This window comes from Micromonospora sp. NPDC048947, from assembly GCF_040649495.1.
GTDB lineage: Bacteria > Actinomycetota > Actinomycetes > Mycobacteriales > Micromonosporaceae > Micromonospora > Micromonospora alfalfae.
In genome coordinates, this window is sequence record NZ_JBEZFO010000005.1 from 25087 (window position 1) to 46352 (window position 21266).

Genomic DNA, 21266 nt, shown 5'->3' on the forward strand with positions numbered 1-21266 from the left:
CACGCGCGCCCGGCGGAAACACTTTTGCGGCGACCCTGCGTGGCAGCGCTCACCCGCGCCCGGGCTAGCCAGAACTGGAGAACGTCCATGCTCGAGAACGAGCCCGAGGGCGGCGAACGGACCGGTTCACAGCCGGCCGGTGCAACCGCCGACCAGAGCACCACGGCCGACGGTGCCGCCGTCGAGACCTCCACCACGGCCGTCGGTTCGGCCTCGGTGGAACCGGCCGACGCGGAGAGCGCTCCCGCTGAGGCCGCCGAACCGGCCGCGCCAGCGCGGCGCACCCGGGCGACCCGTCGTCGGGCCGCCCCGCTCAACCAGCCGGAGCAGACCGACGCCCCGATCGAGGCGCCCACCGGTGGCGCCGGCAACGTCGAGTCGCCGCAGGCGGAGGTCTTCGCCCCGGTCTCCGGCGACCTGGACGTCGCACCGAAGACTCCCCGGCGCCGCCGCAAGGCCACCCCCGTCGAGACGACCGCCGAGGAGCCGCTGGTCGCCGCCTCTGCGGAGGCGGCCTCGGCCGAGGTGGTGCCGCCGGTCAAGGTGACCCGTACCCGGCGCAAGAAGGCCACACCGGCTGCCGTCGAGGAGCCGCCCGCCACCGAACAGCCGACCGCCGTCGACGAGTCGCCAGCGGTCGAGGAGCCGGTCGTCGAGGAGCCGGACGTCGCCGAGGCGCCGGCGGAGTCCGACCTGCGCGAGGCCGAGGCCGAGTTGAACGACTCCCCGGCCCTCCCGAGCACGTCCGCCGCCGAGCTGGCCTGGAGTAGCGGTGCGCAGGAGCGCTCCGGCGAGGTGCCACCTGGTGTGGCCGTCTCCGGTGTGACGGATGAGCCGAACGAGCCGGCCGAGATCGAGCCGGAGCAGCCGCGTACCCGTCGTCGGCGCGCTGCTCTCTCCGCGCCCACAGTGCTGTTCATGGCACCCCAGCCGGACGCCGTGCCGGTGACCCGACCGGTGGAGCCCGCCGCGGCGACCGAGGAGCCGGCCGTCGAGGAAGCCGCCGAGCCGTCCCGACGCCGTCGGCGTGGTCGCCGCGAGGTCGAGCCGGTGGAGCCGATCGAGGCCATCGAGGCCGAAGAGGAGCCGACCGAGGAGGCCGACGAGGCCGCCGAGGCGGATGAGGACGACGAGGACAGCGCCGCCGCGCGCCGCCGCCGCCGACGTGGTCGCCGGGGCCGGGGCCGGGGCAAGGGCGGGGCCGACGACGCCGAGGACGAGGAGTCCGAGGAGGCGGCGCAGGCCGACGAGGAAGAGACCGCCGAGGCCGAGGCCGAGGGCGACGAGGACGAGGAGTCCGAGGGCGGGGACGGCCTGACCCGTCGTCGTCGCCGCCGTCGCCGTCGTGGCGCCGGTGACACCGAGGGCGCGGCGGACGACGGCGTGCCGACAGTGGTGAAGATCCGCGAGCCGCGCCGGACCGTCGACGAGGTGCAGGGTGTGTCCGGCTCGACCCGGCTGGAGGCCAAGCGCCAGCGTCGCCGGGACGGTCGGGAGCAGCGCCGTACCCGCCCGCCGATCCTCAGCGAGTCGGAGTTCCTGGCGCGCCGGGAGGCCGTCGACCGGGTGATGGCGGTCCGCCAGCGCGGTGACCGCACCCAGATCGCCGTCCTGGAGGACGGCGTGCTGGTCGAGCACTACGTGACCCGCAACTCCTCCGGGACGATGGCCGGCAACGTGTACCTCGGCAAGGTGCAGAACGTGCTGCCGAGCATGGAGGCCGCGTTCGTCGACGTCGGTCGGGGCCGTAATGCCGTGCTGTACGCCGGTGAGGTCAACTGGGACACCTCCGGGCTGGAGGGGCGGGCCCGCTCGATCGAGCAGGCGCTGCGCTCCGGCGACTCGGTGCTGGTCCAGGTCACCAAGGACCCGATCGGGCACAAGGGCGCACGGCTGACCAGCCACATCGCGCTCTCGGGTCGGCACCTGGTCTACGTGCCCAACGGCAACGCCTCCGGGATCAGCCGCAAGCTGCCGGACAACGAGCGCAAGCGGCTGCGCGACGTGCTCAAGAAGCTGGTCCCGGACGGCGCGGGCGTGATCGTCCGGACGGCCGCCGAGGGCGCCACCGAGGACGAGTTGGCCCGCGACGTCAAGCGGCTCCAGGCGCAGTGGGAGGACATCCAGGCCAAGGCCGCCGAGGGTGGCGCTCCGGTGCTGCTCTACGGGGAGCCCGACCTGGTCATCCGGGTGGTCCGGGACCTGTTCAACGAGGACTTCCGCGAGCTGGTGATCGAGGGCGAGCAGTCGTACGACATGGTCGAGTCGTACCTGTCGCACGTCTCCCCGGACCTGGTCGACCGGGTGCGCCGGCACGTCGGCACGAGCGACGTCTTCGCCGAGTACCGGATCGACGAGCAGATCATCAAGGGCCTGGACCGGAAGGTCTTCCTGCCCTCCGGCGGCTCGCTGGTGATCGACCGCACCGAGGCGATGACTGTCGTCGACGTCAACACCGGCAAGTACACCGGCTCCGGGGGCAACCTGGAGGAGACCGTCACCCGCAACAACCTGGAGGCGGCGGAGGAGATCGTCCGTCAGCTCCGGCTGCGGGACATCGGCGGCATCGTGGTGATCGACTTCATCGACATGGTGCTGGAGTCGAACCGTGAGCTGGTGCTGCGCCGACTCACTGAGTGCCTGGGCCGGGACCGCACCAAGCACCAGGTCACCGAGATCACGTCGCTCGGCCTGGTGCAGATGACCCGTAAGCGGATCGGCGCGGGCCTGCTGGAGGCGTTCAGCGAGACCTGCGAGTGCTGCAAGGGCCGGGGCGTCATCATCCACACCGAGCCGGTGCCGGAGAAGCCGCGTCCCGCCGGTGCGGGGGAGAAGGTCAAGGCGGTCGCCTCAGCGGTGACTCCCGCTCCGGCGGCCGAGCAGGGCGCCACCTCGTCCCGCCGCCGGGCGCGCAAGAACGCTCCGGCCGCGGCCGAGCGGACCGCGGTCGAGGTCGTCGACACCGACACCACTGCCGAGCCGGGCGCCGACTACCAGGACACCATGGGCTACGACCTGTCCCGCTACGAGTCGGACACCGCCGCCGCGCCGGCGATCTCCGATGCTCAGCAGGGTGAGTCGGCTCGGCTGGCCGCGGCGGACGACCCGGACGCGCTCGCTGACGGTGAGGGCGACGAGGAAACCACCGAGGGCGGTGGCGGTCGTCGCCGGTCGCGTCGTGGTGGCACCCGTCGGCGGACCCGCCCCTGAGCGCCTGACCGGCCACGTGTTTGACGAGGTCCCTCTCCCGGCAAAGTGACGGGGGAGGGACCTCGCCGTTGTGGCCACCCGGTCCTCGATCGGCTGTCCCAGGTCAGGAGAAGAAGATGCGCCGTCTGCTCGCGGTCACCGCGCTGCTCGCCATGCTCTCCGTCGCGGCGGGCTGCTCCACCGGTGGGACCGGCGAGGGCGCTGGCTCGGCGGCCGCCGGCACCCCTGCTGGCCCGACCGGCATGCCGGCCAGCGGCGGTGTGGCGGGCGGCGACGCCACCCAGGTCTGCGCCGCCGCGCAGGAGGCCAGCACCACTGCCGTTCGGACGTACGTGGCTGAGCTGGGTCAGATGCTCGCGGCGGTGGGCGCCGGGGACAGCCGCACGGCCGAGGCCGCCCGGGGACGGGCCGAGGCGGCGCTGGCGGGCTGGCGGGCCGTACTGCGGGAGCAGTCGGAGCGGACCGGCGATCCGCAGCTCAAGACGCTGCTCACCGACCTCGGCACCGAGGTTTCCGCGCTCGGTGCCGACGTCGAGTCGATCGACGAGACCGAACTCGACCGGCTCCAGCAGCGCCTCGACCAGCTCTGCGCGCGCTGACCAGGGCGGGCCGGTTTGGGGTCCGGGCCGGCGATGGCGTACTCTTGCCTGCGGCCCACCTTTGGTGTGCCGAGTTCCCGTGTGCCCGCGCCGCCGTGCACTGCTACCCGGCGAGCCGCTGCGGGAACGACCGCCAGCAGCCTCAACGACAGGGAGTCCGCCTCCGATGTACGCGATCGTCAAGACCGGCGGCAAGCAGTACAAGGTCGCCGAGGGCGACGTGATCGAGGTCGAGAAGCTCACCGGTGCTCCCGGTGACGCGGTGAAGCTCACCGCGGTGCTCCTCGTCGACGGTGACGACCTGGTGACCGACGCGGCGAAGCTTGCCGAGGTCGCGGTGTCCGGCGAAATCGCCGCGCACACCAAGGGCCCGAAGATCCGGATCCACAAGTTCAAGAACAAGACTGGCTACCACAAGCGCCAGGGTCACCGCCAGCCGTTGACCCAGGTCAAGGTGACCGGCATCTCCAGCGGGAAGTAGGTCGTCCTCCAATGGCTCACAAAAAGGGTGCGTCCAGCTCGCGTAACGGTCGTGACTCCGCGGCCCAGCGACTCGGCGTGAAGCGCTTCGGTGGTCAGGTCGTCAGCGCCGGTGAGATCATCATCCGGCAGCGTGGCACCAAGTTCCACCCCGGTGACCTGGTCGGCCGTGGCGGCGACGACACGCTGTTCGCGCTGTCCGCCGGTGCGGTCCTGTTCGGCACCAAGCGCGGTCGCAAGACCGTCAGCATCGTTCCGCAGCAGTAGTTCTCGGGCTAAGCGGGCCGTGGACCTCCGGGTCCCGGCCCGCTTAGCCTTTTTCGCGAAGTGCGAGGTTGGACCTCGCTGGAAGGATTGACGCCGTGGCAACGTTCGTTGACCGGGTCGTTCTGCATCTGCAGGCCGGCGATGGCGGGCACGGTTGTGTCTCGATCCACCGCGAGAAGTTCAAGCCCTTCGGTGGACCGGACGGCGGCAACGGTGGGCACGGGGGCAGCGTGTCCCTGGTGGTCGACCCGCAGGTGACCACGCTGCTCGACTTCCACTTCCACCCGCACGTCAAGGCCGACAACGGCAAGGGCGGCGCTGGCTCGAACCGGGACGGGGCCAACGGCCGCAACCTGGTGCTCAAGGTGCCCAACGGCACGGTGGTGCAGACCTCCGATGGCACAGTGCTGGCCGACATGGTCGGCGCCGGCACCACCTTCGAGGTCGCCCGCGGTGGGCGCGGCGGGCGGGGCAACGCCTCGCTGGCCAACGCCAAGCGCAAGGCGCCCGGCTTTGCCGAGCTGGGGGAGCCCGGCGACCAACTGGACATCGTGCTGGAGCTGAAGAGCGTCGCCGATGTGGGCCTGGTGGGCTTCCCGTCCGCCGGCAAGTCGTCGCTGATCTCGGTGATCTCCGCCGCGAAGCCGAAGATCGCCGACTACCCGTTCACCACCCTGGTGCCCAACCTCGGCGTGGTCCGGATGGACAACCACACCTTCACCGTGGCGGACGTGCCGGGCCTGATCCCCGGCGCGGCCACCGGCAAGGGTCTGGGCCTGGAGTTCCTGCGGCACATCGAGCGCTGCGCGGTGCTGGTGCACGTCATCGACTCGGCGACCCTGGAGCCCGGCCGTGACCCGGTGGCCGACATCGACGCCATCGAGGCCGAGCTGAGCCAGTACGGCGGTCTGGCCGACCGCCCACGGCTGGTCGCCGTCAACAAGGTAGACGTGCCGGACGGCCGGGACCTCGCCGAGATCGTGCGCCCCGACCTGGAGGAGCGCGGTTACCAGGTGTTCGAGGTCTCCGCGGCCACCCGGGAAGGGCTCAAGGAGCTGACCTACGCGATGGCCGAGCTTGTCGACGCGGAGCGTAAGGCCGCCCCGCCCGCCGAGCCGACCCGGATCGTCATCCGCCCGATCGCCGTGGACGACGACGGTTTCACCATCACTGCCGAGGCGGACGGCTCGTTCACGGTGCGCGGTGTGCGGCCGGAGCGCTGGGTCAAGCAGACCAACTTCGACAACGACGAGGCGGTCGGCTACCTGGCTGACCGGCTGGCCCGGCTCGGGGTGGAGGACAAGCTGGCCAAGGCCGGCGCGCAGCCCGGTGACCTGGTCCGGATCGGCGTGCGCGAGTTCGACTGGCAGCCGACCCTCTTCGCCGGTGTGGACTTCGTACCCGGCAACCGGGGCACCGATGTCCGCCTGGAGGAGAAGTCGAACCGGGCCTCCGCCGCGGATCGGCTCGCCGCCCGGAAGGCTCGCCGGGTGCGTTCGGCCGACGATCTGGGCGCGGACGCGTCCGACGACGACATCGACGACGAGGACGACGCCGAGTAGTCCGTTGCGCTCCGTGGTGGGGTTGATTTCCGGAAACCTTCCCGAAATCCACGCGTCCTAGCGTGGGGTGATGCTGATCGAGTCCCGGCCCGGCACCGACCCGGAGATCGCCGCCATGGTCATCGCGCAGCAGCGTGAGCTGCGCGAGGCCGATGGTGGGTTGGACGGGCAGGTCTTCGTTCCCCATGACGACGTCCGCTACCTGGCGGTGGTGGTGAACGGCCGGGCGGTCGCGTGTGGTGGGCTCCAGGCGATCGATACCGAGACCGGCGAGGTCAAGCGGATGTACGTCCGGCCCGCGTACCGGGGGCGGGGGATCGCTCGTCAGTTGCTCGCCGCGCTGGAGGAGTGCGCGTTCCGGCAGGGGCACTCGGTGGTGTGTCTGGAGACGGGCACCTACCTGCCGGCCGCGATCGCGCTGTACACCTCGTGCGGCTACCAGCAGGTCCCGGTCTACGGCGAGTACGTGGGCAACCCGTACAGCGTCTGTTTCGCCAAGCGGTTGCCGGTCGCGGCCTGACGGTCGGCGGCGTCGCGCCCCCGTCTCAGGCGCCGGTGCTGGCGTGCGCGACGGTCACCGGCTTCGACTCCGGCGAGGCGTGCTGGCGCAGCACGATGCTCAGCAGGATCAGCGCGCCGACCGCGAGGAACTCGCTCTGCCAGTTCTGCATCGACTGGAACCAGAAGTCGCTGGTGCGGAGGAACTCCCACGCCCCGATCGGCGGCGCGCCGCTCTGCAGCGCCTGCTCCTGGTTGTACGCGGCGGTGCCGCCGAGCAGGTGACCGACGAACGAACCGGCGAAGATCAGCAGCAGCGCGAGGGAGAGGCTGTTGCGGTAGATCACCAGCGGCAGGCCCCCGACGCGCACCGGCAAGGGTGACTGCGCGGTCGCCCGGCGCTCGTCGTCCTCCGGCCGGTCGGTCTGGTCCACCGGCTTCGACTCGGCCGAGCCCCGCTGCACCAGGTACGCGGTGAGCAGCACGTACCCGCCCATCTGGAGGAACTCCGACTCCCAGTTCTCGAAGACCGCCTCGGCGAAGTGACCAGTGGTCAGGTACGCCGGCCAGCTCAGCGGCGCGGCCCCGAACTCGGTCAGCTCCTCATTGTGGGCCTGCCAACCGAAGACGCTCTGCAACACCAGGAAGACCAGGAACGCCCCCAGCATGGCGATGGCCAGGGCGTTGTCACGCAGCCAACGAGGCATGATCACACCTCCTTCGCGGATCGATTACCCCTGCGGGCGCGACCACGAAACCCAGGTCAGTGCCGGTTGGCGGGGTCGTCCAGGCGTCCGCCGGTGCCGGCCTGGTTCGACAGCAGCAGCCCGAGCGCGAGCATCCCGAAGCCGAGCGCGAGGTGCAGCCAGTTGTCGGCGTCGTTGACCGGCAGGATGTTCGCCCCGCCCTCCGGGTTGACCGCCTCGATCCCCAGGCCGTACAGCCACAGAGCGAGGTAGACCGCGCCACCGGCGGCCAGGAAGACGCGGGCGCCGGCGACGCTGCGGGCCAGCACCAGGCCGGCCAGCCCGAAGAGCAGGTGCACCGCGTTGTGCAGGATCGACACCTGGAACAGCCCGAGCAGGCGGGCATCCGAGTGGTGCCCGGCGAAGCGCAGCTCGCCGTAGTCGGTGGTGATGCCGGGGATGAAGCCGAGGACGCCGATCAGCAGGAAGACCCCGGCCACGACCAGCGCGGCCAGCTGGACCCGGGGTCGGGGACCGGCCGCTCGGCCGCCTCGTGCGCCTCGTGCGCCTCGTGCCATCGCTGCCCCCTCCGTGGATCTGCCGGCCTCGCGAACCTCACTGTCCGCAGCGGCGACGTGACGCAGCCCGACGATCCTCCATTTTGAAGACCAACCGGTGGGCCGCGCAGATAAATGCACGAAGAGGTATGGAAGCCAGAACGCAGGGTAGGTGAATGGTCAGCGGCCGCGGCAACGCGCCGCATCCCCCCAGCACAACCGCTACGACTTTCTGAGCGGAAGGGAAATCATGACTTACGATCTTTCACCTACGTCTTCCACGTACGGGCAGCAGTCGACCAACGGCGGTGGCGTCCGCGACCAGGCGCGCCAGGTCGGGTCGGAGGCCGCGCAGGCCGGTGGCGCGGTCGCCCAGACCGCCAAGGAGCAGGGCACCGAGGTCGGCCGTGAGGCGGCCCGGCAGGCCCGCAACCTGTACGGCGAGGCCCGCAGCCAGCTCGCCAGCCAGACCGGTGAGCAGCAGCGCCGAGCCGCCGGTGGGCTGCGTTCGCTGGCCGACGAGATGCGCTCGATGGCCGAGCAGGGTGGCCAGGCCGGCCCGGTGACCGAGCTGGCCCGCCAGGCAGCCGACCGGGTGCAGGGTGTCGCCGGCTGGCTTGAGCAGCGTGAGCCCGGCGACCTGGTCACCGAGGTACGCGACTATGCGCGGCGTAACCCGGGCACCTTCCTGGTCGGCGCTGCGGTGCTCGGTGTGCTGGCCGGCCGGCTGACCCGTGGCATCTCGGCCGCTGGCGACGACTCCGGCAACGGTTCCTCGACCTTCCGGGGCGCGGGGGCGTACGACCCGGAGCAGACCGCCGTGATCCCGACGCCGCCGCCGGCGCCCCGCGCGGTGCCGGACGCCGTCCCGCCGGGCGGCTACCTCGACCCGACCCCCGGCACGCACACCCCGCCGACGTCCGGTGGCTACGCCGACCCGGCGCCCGGTACCTACGCCGACCCGGCGCCCGGTACCTACGCCGACCCGGCGCCCGGCGGCTCCGTCGAGCCCGGCCGGGGCGACTACCCGGAGCACTCCGGCACCGGCCAGCCGCTGCCGCCGGTGACCCAGACCGACCCGCTGCCGGGCGTGCCGTCCAGCGGCAGCCCTCGCCCGTGAGCCGCCGAGTCATCCGAAGGGAGGCGACGGCATGAGCATGCCGACGCAGGGGTCCGGACTGGACTCCGGTTACCACCCCGACGCGGGTGCCCCGCACACCGCGTCGGAGGTGAGGAGCAGCTCGCTGGGTGACCTGATGCGTCAGGTCACCACCGACCTGTCGACGCTGATGCGTCAGGAGGTCGAGCTGGCCAAGGCCGAGATCCGGCAGGAGGGCAAGAAGGCCGGCAAGGCCGCGGGCCTCTTCGGCGGTGCCGGCTTCGGCGGCTACATGGTGGCCCTCTTCGTGTCCATCGCCGTCTGGCAGTTCCTGGACAACGTCATGGACTCCGGCCTGGCCGCGCTGATCGTGGCCGTGATCTGGGCCGTGGTCGCCGCGGTCCTCTACTCGATGGCCAAGAAGAACGCCCAGCACGTACGCGGGCTCAAGCAGACCAACGACAGCGTGCAGCGGATCCCCGACGCGCTCAAGCCGCACCCGGAGGGAGTCACCCGATGAGCACCGATCCCGATCAGATCCGCCGCGAGATCGAAGCCACCCGTAACAGCCTCAGCTCCGATGTGGATGCGCTGGCGTACAAGGTCAGCCCCAGCCGCATCGTCGACGACCGCAAGCAGCGGGCCCGCTCCGCTCTGCAGAATGTGAGGGACAAGGTCATGGGAACCGCGTCTGACCTCGGCCACGGCACCGGCCAGGCCGCCCACTCGGTGGGTGACCGCGCCTCGTCGGCGGCCTCCAGCGTCAGCGACGCCGCGCACTCGGCGGCGGCCACTGTCAGCGACGCCGCGCACAGCGCGCCGCGGGTGATCCGGCAGAAGTCCCAGGGCAACCCTCTCGCCGCCGGCCTGATCGCGTTCGGGGTCGGCTGGCTGGCCTCGTCGCTGATCCCGGCCTCCCGCCGCGAGCAGCAGGCCGCCAGCCAGGTGAAGGCCAAGGTCAGCGAGCACAGCGGGGCCGTGAAGGAGAAGCTGGGCGAGGTGGCCAGCGAGCTGCGCGAGCCGGCCCAGCAGGCCGCCGAGTCGGTGAAGTCCACCGCTCAGGACGCCGTGCACGCGGTCAAGGACGACACGAAGTCCGCCGCCCACCACGTCAAGGACCACGCAACCCCCTGACCCACCCCAACAGCACGACAGCTCGCGGTCACCCTCCGGGGTGTCCGCGAGCTGTCGCGTTGAGGTCAGCGCCGATCTTGCGGTTTCGGCCGGAGTTTCGTGGGTCTACCGACGGTTTTGTCCCAACCGGAAGTGCAAGATCGCGGGGAGCCGTGGGTTGCGCGGGGCGGGGTTGGCGGCTCGGCGGATTCGGGTGTCGCCGTAGCGGACACCGCCCAGCAGGAGACGCTGGCTGATCGCCAGCCAGCCGCACACACCGCGTTCCAGCAGCCAGAGTGGGGCCGCCAGCGCCGTGGCCGGCGGGAACACCCGGGTGCCACCGGCGCGGCGGCGACCCGCCTCGGCCAGGGCGACGACCCCGGCCACCGCGCCGAGCACCAGCCTGGGCCGGCGCGACGCGACGGCCGCCGCCAGTGCCGGCAACACCGCGAGCACGGCCAGCAGGCGGGCCGGTTGAGCCAGATCGTCGTACGCCTGACGGACCCGTTGACCGCGGAAGTGCGCGGCGTCCGGAGGCAGCCGGCGGACGTACAGCCAGGGCGGGGCGGCCTCGGTGCCGCCGTACCCGCGCACCGTGCGGATCAGCTCCAGGTTCTCGAAGAGCACGTCCGGGTCGTACCCGCCCATCGCGAGGAAGGTGCTGCGCCGCACGGCGAGGGTGCCCGGGTAGTCCGCCCCGAGCGCCCGGTTGAGCAGCGTGCGGCCGGTGTCCCACCAGGCGTGCCAGGGCAGCGGGTCGAAGTAGTTCTGCGGCCTTACCAGGTCGGCCCGGTCCAGCAGCCGGTGTACCGCGCGCAGGGCGGACTCGTCGTACCGGACGTCGTCGTCGGCGATCACCACGTCCTCGTGGCCGGCCGCGCGGACGCCGGTGTGTACGCCCAACACCTTGCCGTTGAGCCCACGCTCGCCCGGATTCGGTGAAAGGTGCCGGACCAGCCCTCGCCACGCCTCGGCGTGCCGGGCGAACAGGGGCAGAGGGGAGCCGTCGACCACGAGCACCTCTACCCGGTGACCGAGCCAGCGCAGGTAGTCGGTCAGCTCGGCCAGGCCGGTGTCGGTGTGCCAGCGCAGCGGCAGCACGTACGTCATCGGTAGGCGCGTCGGCGGGGCTTCGACCGACCGTGTCGCTTCGTCACCTCGACCACGCACGATCATCGCCGCTCAGGCGGTGTGGCGGACGTTGGTGAGGGTCAGCCCGAGAGGCGGCAGCGCGGGCATCCGGTGCAGATCCAGGGCCAGGTTCTGGACGGGAACGTCGTAGCGCATGGTGGTGACGAGGTTGGTGACCGCCCGCTTCACCAGGTCGATGGTGATCCACTCACCGGCGCAGCGGTGCCCGGCCCAGTGGTCGCCGCCGCCCTGCGGGATCAGCGCGAACGAGTCGACTTGGCGGCCGGCGAACCGCTCCGGGCGAAACAGCTCCGGTTGCGGCCATAGCCTCGGGTGGTGGTTGGTGCCGTAGAGGTCGAGCAGCACCCGCCGGCCGCGCGGAAAGTGGTGGCCCTGCCAGTCGAAGGACCGCCGGACCCGGGCTGCCGCGATCGGAAAGAACGGATAGTAGCGGCGTACTTCCTGGACGAACTGCTCGGTGGCCTGGTCGTCGTCACGGACCCGGTCCCGCCAGGCCGGATGGTCGTGCAGGGCGACCGCGGCGAAGGTCATGTACTGGTCGACGGCGACCACCGGGCGTAGCACGTTGAGCAGTTCCACCGCCGCGATCCGCCGGGGGAGAAGGTTGCCGCGCCCGTCCCGGTGTTCGGCGATCACCGCCAGGGCGCTACCGGTCGGCGCCGGGGCGAAACCGACCCGGGTCCGTTCGATGAGGTCGGCGAGCCAGCGTTCGGCGCGGTACCGGGCCAGCCGTCCCCGCCAGTGCCGGGGGCCCAGCACGGCCGGCGCCTCGATCATGGCGTGCAGCTCGACGGCGCGGCGCTCTACCTGCGACGCGGGCAGCGGCACCCCGGCCCAGGCGAAGACCACCCGGGTCAGCATTCGGCCCAGCTCGTCGTAGAGCGACACCGGGCCGGCGCTCTCCCAGGCGGCAACCCGGGTCCGCCACTCGTCGTCGAAGAGCTGACCCAGTCGCTGGATCGCCGACGGTGTCATGATCGACATGAACATGGCCTTGCGGTCGGAGTGCTCGGGCCCGTCCAGCCCCTGCACCCCGCCCCGCCCGGTCAGGGTTCGCTGCACACGCAGCGGCATCGCTGTGGCGCGTTGGAAGCGGTCGTTGTCGTAGAACAGCTCCGCCGCCGGCCGGCCGCGCAGGCAGATGGTCGGGGCGAGCAGGATCCGGGTCTTGAAGACGTCGCTGCCGTACCGCTCGCAGCGCTCGCCGATGAACCGGTAACCCGCGCGGAGCAGCGCGAAGGTGCTGTCCGGGCTGCGGTCCGCCGGCATTGTCGCCATCGGGTCTCCTCACGCGCAGGTGCGGCTGGTGGCTGTTTGCCGCTGCGCTTACCCCCGTCCTCGCCGCTGAACCCCGCCCGGCTGGCCCCTCCCAGGGGCGGCGGAACCTGGTTTGCTGCTAGGGCGTGTTTCGGAAGTGCTGGTCGGCCTGGACTCCGGCTCGGCTCGACCGACACTTCCGAAACACGCCCGAGTGGGACGAGCACGGGGAGGGCGAATGCGCGACAACAGATCGCCGCACTGGCGGCAGCGGCGAGCGGCCGGGGCACTGGGCGCAGGCCGCGACGGGCGGTCACTGATCGGGCCGCCGCGGCGGCCCACTCGTCCGCACCGGTTCTTCACAGTGCACCTGGGCTTTACCGCGCCCGGCCCGGCCGAGGCGCGCGAGCTGGCCGTGGCGTACGCGGAGGCGCTGAGCCTGCTCCGCTCGGAGGTGGCACTCGGTGCGGCGGCCCTGTCACCGGCGGACGCCTGGCAGCGGGCCGAGCGACTGTTCTGCGGCGCGGTCGGCCCGGACGGCGAACGCTGCGTCGACGTGGCCGACCATCCGGGTTTCCACCACGCCCCGGGCCCGGGTGGCCTCGGCTGGGGCGACGGCGATGGTTGACGACCGGCCCCGGTTGGCCGATCCGGGAGTGCGCAGGCCAACCCGTCGGCGTGGCGGTGCCGGTGTCCCGACCTCGGGCACCGGCACGGCGATCCACCACCGACGGGTCGGCGGGCACTGTCAGTCCAGGTCGAATTCGCCGTCCTGCGCGCCGGCCACGAAGGCGTCCCACTCGGCCTGGGTGAAGACCAGCACCGGCCCGTTCGGCTCGGCCGAGTTGCGCATCCCGATCAGGTCGTCGACGAAGGCGACCTCGACGGCGCTGTCGGAGGTGTCCCCCTCGGCCCGCTGCCAGACCGCCCGAGAGAGGTCGAAGTCGCCCTTGGGGTGCTGCGCCATGGTTCTTTCCTCCAGTGCCGAGGGTCGTGTGGTGACCGGGTGCCGATCCCCATCGGGCAGGATAAGCGGATGCCGAGCCTGACCCGTGTAGAGGCGACCGCGCGTGGCGCGGCGATTACTGTCGAGTCCTATCAGGTGGACCTCGACCTGACCGGTGACGGCGACGTGTTCCGCTCCCGCGTCGAGATCCGATTCCGGGCCACCGCCGGCGCCGCCACCTTCGCCGAGGTCAAGCCCGCCAAACTGCGCGGTGTACGCCTCAACGACAGCGACCTGGACCCCGGTCTGCTCATCGACAACCGGCTGCCGCTCGACGACCTGGCCGAGGAGAACACGCTCATCGTCGAGGCCGAGATGGCCTACTCCAAGACGGGGGAGGGGATGCACCGCTTCGTCGACCCGGCCGACGGCGAGACGTACCTCTACGCCGAGTCCTTCCTCGACAACGCGCCGCGCATCTTCGCCGCCTTCGACCAGCCCGACCTCAAGGCCCCGATCACCCTCTCGGTCACCGCGCCGCCGCAGTGGATCGTCGCCGGCAACGCCGAGCTGGCCGCCAACCCGGCCCCCGGGCGCTGGGAGTTCGCCCCGAGCGAGCCCCTGGCCACGTACTTCTTCTCGCTGATCGCCGGGCCGTACCACGTCCGGCGGGCCGAGCACGACGGCATACCGCTGGGCATCTACTGCCGCCGGTCGCTCGCCGAGCACCTGGACGCCGACGCCGACGAGATCTTCACCATCACCCGGCAGTGCCTGGACCGGTTCCACCAGCTCTTCACCGAACGCTACCCGTTCGGCAAGTACGACCAGGCGTTCGTGCCCGAGTTCAACAGCGGCGCGATGGAGAACCCGGGCCTTGTCACCTTCCGCGACGACTACGTGTTCCGTTCGGCGGTCACCGACACCCAGCGCGGGCAGCGGGCCGGCACCATCGCCCACGAGATGGCCCACATGTGGTTCGGTGACCTGGTCACCATGCGCTGGTGGGACGACCTGTGGTTGAACGAGTCCTTCGCCGAGTACCTCGGCACCCGGGTCACCGCCGAGGCGACCCGCTTCGATCAGGCCTGGACCACCTTCGCCATGCGGCGCAAGGCCTGGGGCTACGCCGCCGATCAGCGGCCCTCCACCCACCCGATCGCCCCGCAGGAGGTCGTCGACGCCGAGGCGGGCCTGCTCAACTTCGACGGCATCTCGTACGCCAAGGGCGCCAGTGTGCTGCGGCAGCTTGTCGCGTGGCTCGGCGACGAGGCATTCCTCGCCGGCCTGAACGCGCACTTCGCCGCACACCGCTTCGGCAACGCCACCCTCGCCGACCTGCTGGGCAGCCTCTCCGCCAGCAGCGGGAGGGACCTGTCCGACTGGGCCGAGCTGTGGTTGCGCCGCCCGCAGGTCAACACGCTGCGTGCCGAGGTCGCAGTGGACGCGGACGGTCGCTACAGCGAGGTCGCAGTGGTGCAGACCGCGCCCGAGTCGCACCCGGTGCTGCGCCCACACCGGATCGGCGTGGGCCGCTACTCGCTGGACGGCACCGGGCGGCGCGACGAGGCGGACATCGATCCGAACGCCGACGGAGGTCGCACCGTTCTCGGTGCGTTGACCGGCGAGCCGGCGGCCCGGTTGTTGCTGCTCAACGACGGTGACCTCACCTTCGCGAAGGTGCGCCTCGACCCGGCGTCGGCGGACGCCGTCCCGCAGGTGCTGCCTGCTCTGACCGACCCGCTGGCCCGGGCGGTGCTCTGGCGCGAGGCACTGGACGCGACGACCGACGGCGAGCGGCCAGTCACCGGCCTTGTCGACCTGATGGCCGCCGCGCTGCCCGCCGAGACCGAGGTGATCATCGCGGAGGATGTGCTGACGCTCAGCCGGTCCCTGGTCGACCGCTACCTCGACCCCCTGACCCGCTCCACGGCGCTGGCCAGGGTCGCGGGGACGTGCCAGCGGCTGCTCGACGGCGCACCGGCCGGGGAGTCGTTGCAGCTCGCCGCCGCACGGGGTTGGATCGCCGCGACCACCGACGCGGATCTGCTCGTCGGTTGGCTCGCCGGCCGGGACGTGCCGGCCGGTCTGACTGTCGACGCGGAGCTGCGCTGGGCGGTGCTGCGTCGCCTGGTGGTACTGGGCGCCGCCGGCGAGGCGGAGATCGCCATCGAGGCCGACGCCGACAACAGCTCCACGGGCGCTGAACAGGCCGCCTACTGCCGGGCGGCAGTGCCCGACCCGGCGACGAAGCAGGCGACCTGGGAGATCATCGTGCGGGGCACCGAGCTGTCCGGTCGGCTGCTGGAGGCGATCACCGAGGGGTTCTGGCAACCCGAGCAGGCCGACCTGACCGCCGCGTACGTCGATCGGTACTTCGCGGAGATGCCGGCCGCCGCGCACCGGCGTACCCCCTGGACGGCCGAGCGGGTGGCCGCCCTGGCGTTCCCCCGCTACGCCGTGGCGCAGCCCACCCGGGAGGCGGCCGCGGCGTTGCTGGCCCGCGACGACCTGACCCCCGGCCTACGTCGGGTGGTGACCGACGCCGACGACGACCTGCGTCGCGCGTTGGTCGCCCGGACGGCGGTGGCCGCCGCCTCGGCCTGAGCTCTGAGCGGCGCGGCCTGCCGACGCGGGGTGGCTGGCCGCTGCGGGGTGGCCGGCCGGCCACCCCGCAGCCACCGCTCAGCGCAGGGCGGGCTCCGCCGTGACCGGCGCGTCCCAGTCGATGACGTAGCGCTGCTCGTCGGCAACGGTCTTCTCCGGGTCCAGCACCGTGCGCACCATCAGCGGCATCAGCAACGGCATCAGCGTCCGCGCGACAGCACCGGGGGCCTTCGCGTGGTTGATCCGGGCCGCGCGGGCGGCGACCTTCTCCACCCGGCTACGACGCAGCCGCACGTACGCGGCGAACGCCCCCTCGACGTCCGGCAGGTCGCGCAGGCAGCGGGCGAGTTGCACGCCGCTCTCGATGGCCAACGACGCGCCCTGCCCCGAACTGTTCGACGGCGCGTGTGCCGCGTCGCCGACCAGCACCATCCGGCCCCGATGCCAGTGCGGCACCGGCGGCATGATCTGCAACGACCCGACCACCTGGAGGTCGTCGGCGTTGCTGGTCGCCACCAACTCCCGGCCCGGATCGTCGTCGCCGTAGGTGGCGCGCAGCGTGTCCAGCCACTGCTCCGACGGCACCGCCCGGGCCTCGACGAGGCTCATCGGCCGCTGCTGCGGCAGGTTGGCCCCCCATCGGGTGCCGCCGCCGGGCTCCGGCCAGTACAGGTAGTAGCCGCGTCGGCCGAACGCGAACGTCATGGTGCCCGGTTCGGCGTCCACCTCGTGCCGGGCGACCGCCTCGAAGCCGAGCAGCCCGGTGAACCGGGGACCGGGCGCGGCCGGGTCGATGAGACCCCGGACCGTGGAGCGGATCCCGTCCGCGCCGACGAGGATGTCGGCGGTCGCGGTGCTGCCGTCCTCGAAGCGTGCGATCACGCCGTCGCCGGTCTGCTCGGCGTCGACCAGCCGCTTGCCGTACGCGAACGGCACGCCCTCGGCGAATGCCTGGTCGTGCAGCACCTGGTACAGCTCGGCCCGGTGCACCACGTGCAGCGGCGGCACCCCGGTCAGCGTGGGCATGGCGATGCGGCGCCGGCCGACGGCCAGAGCGCTGCTGCCGATCGGTGTGGCGATCGCCGTCACCGCCTCGTGCGCGCCGACCGTACGCAGAGCCGCCATGCCGTTGGGCGCGAGGGCGAGGGTTCCGCCGATGCCGCTGGCCGTGGTCGGGTACGCCTCGTAGACGGTTGCGGTGATGCCGGCGCGGCGCAGCGCGAGCGCTGTCACCGGCCCGGCGATGCCACCGCCGATGACGATGGCCGTTCGTACCGTGGTCATGCTCTCTCCCTGGTGTGGTCGTCCGTGCGCGGGCGCGCGGACCTGGGAGGGAGCCCGGTTATCCTCGTGGTTGCCGCTTCGGGCCGGGTGCCTTCCCAGGCGTCAGTTCGGGGTCAGGGCCCCGGTGAGGTGTTGGCGCACCTCGCCGGGGCCGCTCGTCAGCCGGTGGTGTCGGCTCTCCGGCTGAAGCTGTCGGGGCGTTCGGCGCTGTCGGGGTGGGCCTCCGGGCTGTCGGTGGTCGGGGTGTCGGAGCTGGCCTTCGGGGTGCTGCCTCTCGCGGCCAACTCGGTCAGTTCGGCAGGCATCTCGCCGGTCTCGTGGAAGGCCCGCCAGGTGTCCAGCCCGGGGTAGCTCCCCGAGGTCAGCTCCGCGAGCAGTGCCCGCAGCCAGGCGGCCTCCGCGTCCCGGATGGCGAGGTCGTACTCCGACTCCACCAGGAACAGCCGGGGGATCTCCCGCAGGTGCGCGTCGAGCGTCTCGCGGTCCTGGCGGATCGCTGTCTCCAGCAGGTGGAGTCGTTGCCGCAGCAGGCCGGTGGCCTCGTCGGGGTGCAGCGCGGCGAGCACCGACAACCCGGCCCGGAAACGGGGATGCTCCGCCATCGGGGTGGAGACCAGCTCGCGGGCCCAGTCGACCAGCTCCGCCCGCCCCGCGTCGGTGATCCGGTAGACGGTGCGTTCCGGGCGTCGGCCCTCGCGCACGTTCTCCACTGCCTCGATGAGGTGGTGTTTGTCCAGGTTGCCGATCACCGTGTAGAAGGACCCCCACTTGAACTCCATGTCCTGGTCCTTGCCCCAGGCGCGCAGTGCGGTGGCGATCTCGTACGGGTGCATCGGCCGCTGGACCAGGGCGGACAGCACGGCCAGCGCCAGCAGGTTGCCGACCTTGCGCCGCTTCGGCACGATGACCCCCCTCGCTCGTCAACGGTTACTCGTCGACGAATATACGCCGACGTGCGGAATGTGGCGACCCCCGCGTGGGGTGCCCTGCGTGCGGTGCCCTGCGTGCGGTGCCCTGCGTGCGGTGCCCCTCGCTTGATCGACTCGGGTTTCATGAACTCGCGGTGTCCGGGTGTCCCGGATGGGCCGACTTTCAGGAAGTCGAGTTGATCGCGGCCTGGCAGTCGAGTTGATCGCCGTGCCGCTGCGAGCCGACCACGGTGGGGCGTTGGGGTGGTCGCGGCTCGCTGGACAGTCGGGCCGGAGTGGGGTGACGGACGGCGGTGCCGGGCCGGGACGGTCGGCCACGACGCTCGGCCTACGATCACTGGGTGGAGGAAGATATCCGGCGGATCGGGATCATGGGTGGCACCTTCGACCCGATCCACCACGGGCACCTCGTCGCGGCCAGCGAGGTGGCGGACCGGTTCGGCCTGGACGAGGTGGTCTTCGTCCCCACCGGTCAGCCGTGGCAGAAGGCTGACGAGCCGGTCAGCCCGGCCGAGGACCGGTACCTGATGACCGTGATCGCCACCGCCTCCAACCCTCGCTTCCAGGTCAGCCGGGTCGACATCGACCGTAGTGGGCCGACCTACACCGTCGACACGCTGCGTGACCTTCAGGCCGAGTACGGCCCGAAGGTGCAGTTGTTCTTCATCACCGGCGCGGACGCCCTGCAGCGCATCCTGTCCTGGAAGGACCTGGACGAGATCTTCGAGTTGGCCCATTTCATCGGCGTGACCCGGCCCGGTTTCCCGCTGAGCGACAAGCACCTCCCGGCGGACACCGTCAGCCTGATTCAGGTGCCCGCGATGTCCATCTCGTCGACCGATTGTCGCGCTCGGGTCGCCCGAGGCGAGCCGGTCTGGTACCTGGTGCCGGACGGTGTGGTGCAGTACATCGCCAAGCGGAGCCTCTATCAGCGCTGAGTGCACCCGTTATGCCCAGGTTCGTGGCGTTAACCGACCAGAACTGGACGATCGGAGTGCCGGCGGGTATGAGACGCTTGGAGGATCGCACGCCTGATCGAAGGAGAACGGTGACAGTTTCCGAACGCGCTCACGAGCTGGCTATCGCGGCCGCCCAGGCCGCCGCCGACAAGAAGGCGCAGGACATCACGATCATCGACGTCGGCGACCAGCTCGCCATCACCGACGCGTTCGTGCTCGCCGCCGCCCCCAACGAGCGTCAGGTGCTGGCCATCGTCGACGCCATCGAGGAGAGCCTGCTGGAGCTGCCGGAGAAGGCGAAGCCGGTGCGGCGCGAGGGCGAGCGTGGTGGCCGTTGGGTGCTGCTCGACTACGTCGACGTCGTGGTGCACGTCCAGCACACCGAGGAGCGCGAGTTCTACGGGCTCGACCGCCTCTGGAAGGACTGCCCCACCATCCCGTTCGTCGATCGCGACCTGGTCGAGGCCGACGCCAGCGGGTCCGCCGCCGCCGAATGACCCGACTGATCGTCTGGCGGCACGGCAACACCGACTGGAACGCCGCCAACCGTGTCCAGGGGCAGACCGACGTACCCCTCAATGAGCTGGGGCGCGACCAGGCCCGCGCCGCCGCGCCGCTGCTCGCGGCGCTGCGGCCCGACGCCATCGTGGCCAGCGACCTGAGCCGCGCCGCGGAGACCGCTGCCGCGCTCGCCGCGCTGACGGGCCTGCCGGTCCGCACCGACGCCCGGCTGCGCGAGCGACACTTCGGCAAGTGGCAGGGTCTGCACCTCACCGAGGTCGCCGAGCGATTTCCCGACGAGTACGCGCGCTGGCGGGCCGGCGACCCGGACCCGGGCGCGGATCTGGAGCCCCTGCACGACCTCGGCGTGCGCGTCGGCGCGGCGCTGCTGGAGGCGGCCGAGGCGGCAGCCGGCGGCACCGTGGTGATCGCCACGCACGGCGGCGGCTCCCGGCAGGGCATCGGTCACCTGCTCGGTTGGGACGCCGGTGTCCTGCGCTCCATCGGCTCGTTGGCCAACTGCCACTGGAGTGAGCTACGGCACGACGACCGTGCACCGGACATCGGGCGTCCGCAGGACGTCAGCGGCTGGCAGTTGCGGGCACACAACGTCGGCCTGATCACCGCCCCGGTCGCCGTCGACGCGGTCTGAGCACTCGCGCCTCGGCGTTCGCGCCCTCGATCGGCTAGCGTGCCGGGCATGCCCGTCGCGGTTGTCATCGACTCCACCGCCTACCTTCCGCCCGAGCTGGTGCAGGCGCACCGGCTGACCGTCGTGCCGTTGACCGTCGTGCTCAACGGCGCGGAAGGGCTGGAGGGGGTGGAGACCCAGCCGGCCGACGCGACAGTGGCGCTGAGCGCCCGCCGGGTCACCGCGACCACCTCCCGCCCGGCACCCGAGCAGTTCGCCCGGACGTACCGTCGACTGCTCGACGCCGGCGCCGACGGGATCGTCTCGGTGCACATCTCCGCCGCGCTGTCCGGCACCGTGGAGGCCGCCCGGCTCGCCGCCGCCGGCCTGGATGGCCGGGTCGAGGTCGTGGACAGCCGCTCGGCGGGCATGGGGCTGGGCTTTCCGGCCATCGCCGCCGCCACCGCCGCCGCCGAGGGTGGCGCCGACCTTGCCGCGGTACGCGACGCGGCGCTCGCCGCCATCGCCCGCACCACAGTCTGGTTCTACGTCGACACCCTGGAGTTCCTTCGCCGGGGCGGCCGGATCAACGCGGCCGAGGCGTTGGTCGGCACCGCGCTGTCCGTCAAGCCGATCATGCACATGCCGGACGGGGCGATAGTGCTGCGAGAGAAGGTCCGCACCGCCAGCCGGGGCGTGGCCCGTCTCGTGGACCTGGCCGTCGAGTCGGCCGACGGCGACGACGTGGATCTCGGGGTGCACCACCTTGCCGCGCCGCAACGAGCCGAGGCGCTGCGCGCCGCGCTGACCGAGCGGTTCGGTGACCGGCTGCACGACACGTACGTCTCCGAGGCGGGTGCCGTCGTCGCCGCGCACGCCGGACCGGGCCTCGCCTGCGTCGTCGTCCACCGCCGACCGGAAGGCTGACC

22 protein-coding genes are annotated in these 21266 nt (G+C 71.9%); 15 read left to right on the top strand and 7 right to left on the bottom strand.

What is annotated here, in order from left to right:
- The first annotated feature begins 87 nt into the window (after positions 1 to 87).
- From AB0B98_RS09265 to AB0B98_RS09290, 6 genes are all read left to right on the top strand, one after another.
- On the top strand, positions 88 to 3210 hold the full coding sequence (locus AB0B98_RS09265) for an Rne/Rng family ribonuclease (protein ID WP_357361697.1): 3123 nt from the start codon (positions 88 to 90) through the stop codon (positions 3208 to 3210).
- A 116-nt stretch (positions 3211 to 3326) separates the two neighbouring features.
- The gene (locus AB0B98_RS09270; RefSeq protein WP_357361698.1) at positions 3327 to 3809 is read left to right on the top strand and encodes a hypothetical protein; all 483 of its coding nucleotides are present in this window, start codon (positions 3327 to 3329) and stop codon (positions 3807 to 3809) included.
- Positions 3810 to 3975: 166 nt separating this feature from the next.
- A complete protein-coding gene (rplU, locus tag AB0B98_RS09275; protein WP_007464063.1) occupies positions 3976 to 4290 on the top strand; it encodes a 50S ribosomal protein L21 in 315 nt (104 codons plus the stop codon).
- Positions 4291 to 4301: 11 nt separating this feature from the next.
- Positions 4302 to 4556 (top strand): 50S ribosomal protein L27, encoded by a 255-nt coding sequence (gene rpmA, locus AB0B98_RS09280; RefSeq protein WP_007464062.1) that lies wholly within the window; start codon positions 4302 to 4304, stop codon positions 4554 to 4556.
- A gap of 95 nt (positions 4557 to 4651) precedes the next feature.
- Positions 4652 to 6118: a GTPase ObgE gene (gene obgE, locus AB0B98_RS09285; RefSeq protein ID WP_357280345.1), complete on the top strand. Its 1467-nt coding sequence runs from the start codon at positions 4652 to 4654 to the stop codon at positions 6116 to 6118.
- A 70-nt stretch (positions 6119 to 6188) separates the two neighbouring features.
- Positions 6189 to 6638 carry a GNAT family N-acetyltransferase gene (locus AB0B98_RS09290; protein ID WP_357361699.1) on the top strand — a complete coding sequence of 150 codons (450 nt, stop codon included), beginning with the start codon at positions 6189 to 6191 and terminating at the stop codon, positions 6636 to 6638.
- Positions 6639 to 6663: 25 nt separating this feature from the next.
- Here the strand turns inward: AB0B98_RS09290 and AB0B98_RS09295 are convergent, their stop codons facing one another.
- Together AB0B98_RS09295 and AB0B98_RS09300 are read right to left on the bottom strand one after the other, a co-directional pair.
- On the bottom strand, positions 6664 to 7323 hold the full coding sequence (locus tag AB0B98_RS09295; protein WP_357361700.1) for a DUF6766 family protein: 660 nt from the start codon (positions 7321 to 7323) through the stop codon (positions 6664 to 6666).
- 56 nt (positions 7324 to 7379) lie between these two features.
- A complete protein-coding gene (locus AB0B98_RS09300) occupies positions 7380 to 7880 on the bottom strand; it encodes a DUF4383 domain-containing protein (protein WP_357361701.1) in 501 nt (166 codons plus the stop codon).
- 229 nt (positions 7881 to 8109) lie between these two features.
- Between AB0B98_RS09300 and AB0B98_RS09305 the strand changes: the two genes are divergently transcribed.
- From AB0B98_RS09305 to AB0B98_RS09315, 3 genes are read left to right on the top strand one after another with little or no spacing between them, the layout of a single operon-like run.
- The gene (locus AB0B98_RS09305) at positions 8110 to 8979 is read left to right on the top strand and encodes a hypothetical protein (protein WP_357361702.1); all 870 of its coding nucleotides are present in this window, start codon (positions 8110 to 8112) and stop codon (positions 8977 to 8979) included.
- A 31-nt stretch (positions 8980 to 9010) separates the two neighbouring features.
- The gene (locus AB0B98_RS09310) at positions 9011 to 9478 is read left to right on the top strand and encodes a phage holin family protein (protein WP_357361703.1); all 468 of its coding nucleotides are present in this window, start codon (positions 9011 to 9013) and stop codon (positions 9476 to 9478) included.
- Positions 9475 to 10092 carry a DUF3618 domain-containing protein gene (locus AB0B98_RS09315; protein ID WP_357361704.1) on the top strand — a complete coding sequence of 206 codons (618 nt, stop codon included), beginning with the start codon at positions 9475 to 9477 and terminating at the stop codon, positions 10090 to 10092. The genes AB0B98_RS09310 and AB0B98_RS09315 overlap by 4 nt, the downstream gene beginning before the upstream one ends.
- 105 nt (positions 10093 to 10197) lie before the next feature.
- On the opposite strand, the gene AB0B98_RS09320 is transcribed toward AB0B98_RS09315, so the two are convergent.
- Positions 10198 to 11181, bottom strand: coding sequence for a glycosyltransferase (locus AB0B98_RS09320; RefSeq protein WP_357361705.1), 984 nt, complete (start codon positions 11179 to 11181; stop codon positions 10198 to 10200).
- Positions 11182 to 11253: 72 nt separating this feature from the next.
- Entirely contained in the window at positions 11254 to 12501 is a 1248-nt protein-coding gene (locus tag AB0B98_RS09325; protein ID WP_357361706.1) for a cytochrome P450, read from the bottom strand.
- A gap of 217 nt (positions 12502 to 12718) precedes the next feature.
- On the opposite strand from AB0B98_RS09325, the gene AB0B98_RS09330 reads away from it, so the two are divergent.
- A complete protein-coding gene (locus AB0B98_RS09330) occupies positions 12719 to 13108 on the top strand; it encodes a hypothetical protein (RefSeq protein ID WP_357361707.1) in 390 nt (129 codons plus the stop codon).
- A 120-nt stretch (positions 13109 to 13228) separates the two neighbouring features.
- Here the strand turns inward: AB0B98_RS09330 and AB0B98_RS09335 are convergent, their stop codons facing one another.
- Positions 13229 to 13447 carry a DUF397 domain-containing protein gene (locus AB0B98_RS09335; protein ID WP_124817462.1) on the bottom strand — a complete coding sequence of 73 codons (219 nt, stop codon included), beginning with the start codon at positions 13445 to 13447 and terminating at the stop codon, positions 13229 to 13231.
- A 69-nt stretch (positions 13448 to 13516) separates the two neighbouring features.
- Between AB0B98_RS09335 and pepN the strand changes: the two genes are divergently transcribed.
- Positions 13517 to 16033: an aminopeptidase N gene (gene pepN / locus AB0B98_RS09340; protein ID WP_357361708.1), complete on the top strand. Its 2517-nt coding sequence runs from the start codon at positions 13517 to 13519 to the stop codon at positions 16031 to 16033.
- Between the two features lie 78 nt (positions 16034 to 16111).
- Here pepN and AB0B98_RS09345 read toward each other — a convergent pair whose 3' ends face one another.
- Entirely contained in the window at positions 16112 to 17317 is a 1206-nt protein-coding gene (locus tag AB0B98_RS09345; protein ID WP_357361709.1) for an FAD-dependent monooxygenase, read from the bottom strand.
- Positions 17318 to 17475: 158 nt separating this feature from the next.
- Complete coding sequence (locus AB0B98_RS09350; RefSeq protein ID WP_357361710.1) at positions 17476 to 18219, bottom strand: PadR family transcriptional regulator; 744 nt, start codon at positions 18217 to 18219, stop codon at positions 17476 to 17478.
- 368 nt (positions 18220 to 18587) lie between these two features.
- Here AB0B98_RS09350 and nadD point away from each other — a divergent pair, with 368 nt between their 5' ends.
- The 4 genes from nadD to AB0B98_RS09370 all read left to right on the top strand — a co-directional run bounded on the left by nadD (position 18588) and on the right by AB0B98_RS09370 (position 21264).
- The gene (gene nadD, locus AB0B98_RS09355) at positions 18588 to 19184 is read left to right on the top strand and encodes a nicotinate-nucleotide adenylyltransferase (protein WP_030336528.1); all 597 of its coding nucleotides are present in this window, start codon (positions 18588 to 18590) and stop codon (positions 19182 to 19184) included.
- Between the two features lie 110 nt (positions 19185 to 19294).
- Positions 19295 to 19702 carry a ribosome silencing factor gene (gene rsfS, locus AB0B98_RS09360; protein ID WP_238670899.1) on the top strand — a complete coding sequence of 136 codons (408 nt, stop codon included), beginning with the start codon at positions 19295 to 19297 and terminating at the stop codon, positions 19700 to 19702.
- Positions 19699 to 20358: a histidine phosphatase family protein gene (locus AB0B98_RS09365; RefSeq protein ID WP_357280399.1), complete on the top strand. Its 660-nt coding sequence runs from the start codon at positions 19699 to 19701 to the stop codon at positions 20356 to 20358. Before rsfS ends, AB0B98_RS09365 begins: the two co-directional genes overlap by 4 nt.
- A gap of 48 nt (positions 20359 to 20406) precedes the next feature.
- Positions 20407 to 21264: a DegV family protein gene (locus AB0B98_RS09370; protein WP_357361711.1), complete on the top strand. Its 858-nt coding sequence runs from the start codon at positions 20407 to 20409 to the stop codon at positions 21262 to 21264.
- Positions 21265 to 21266: the final 2 nt, after the last annotated feature.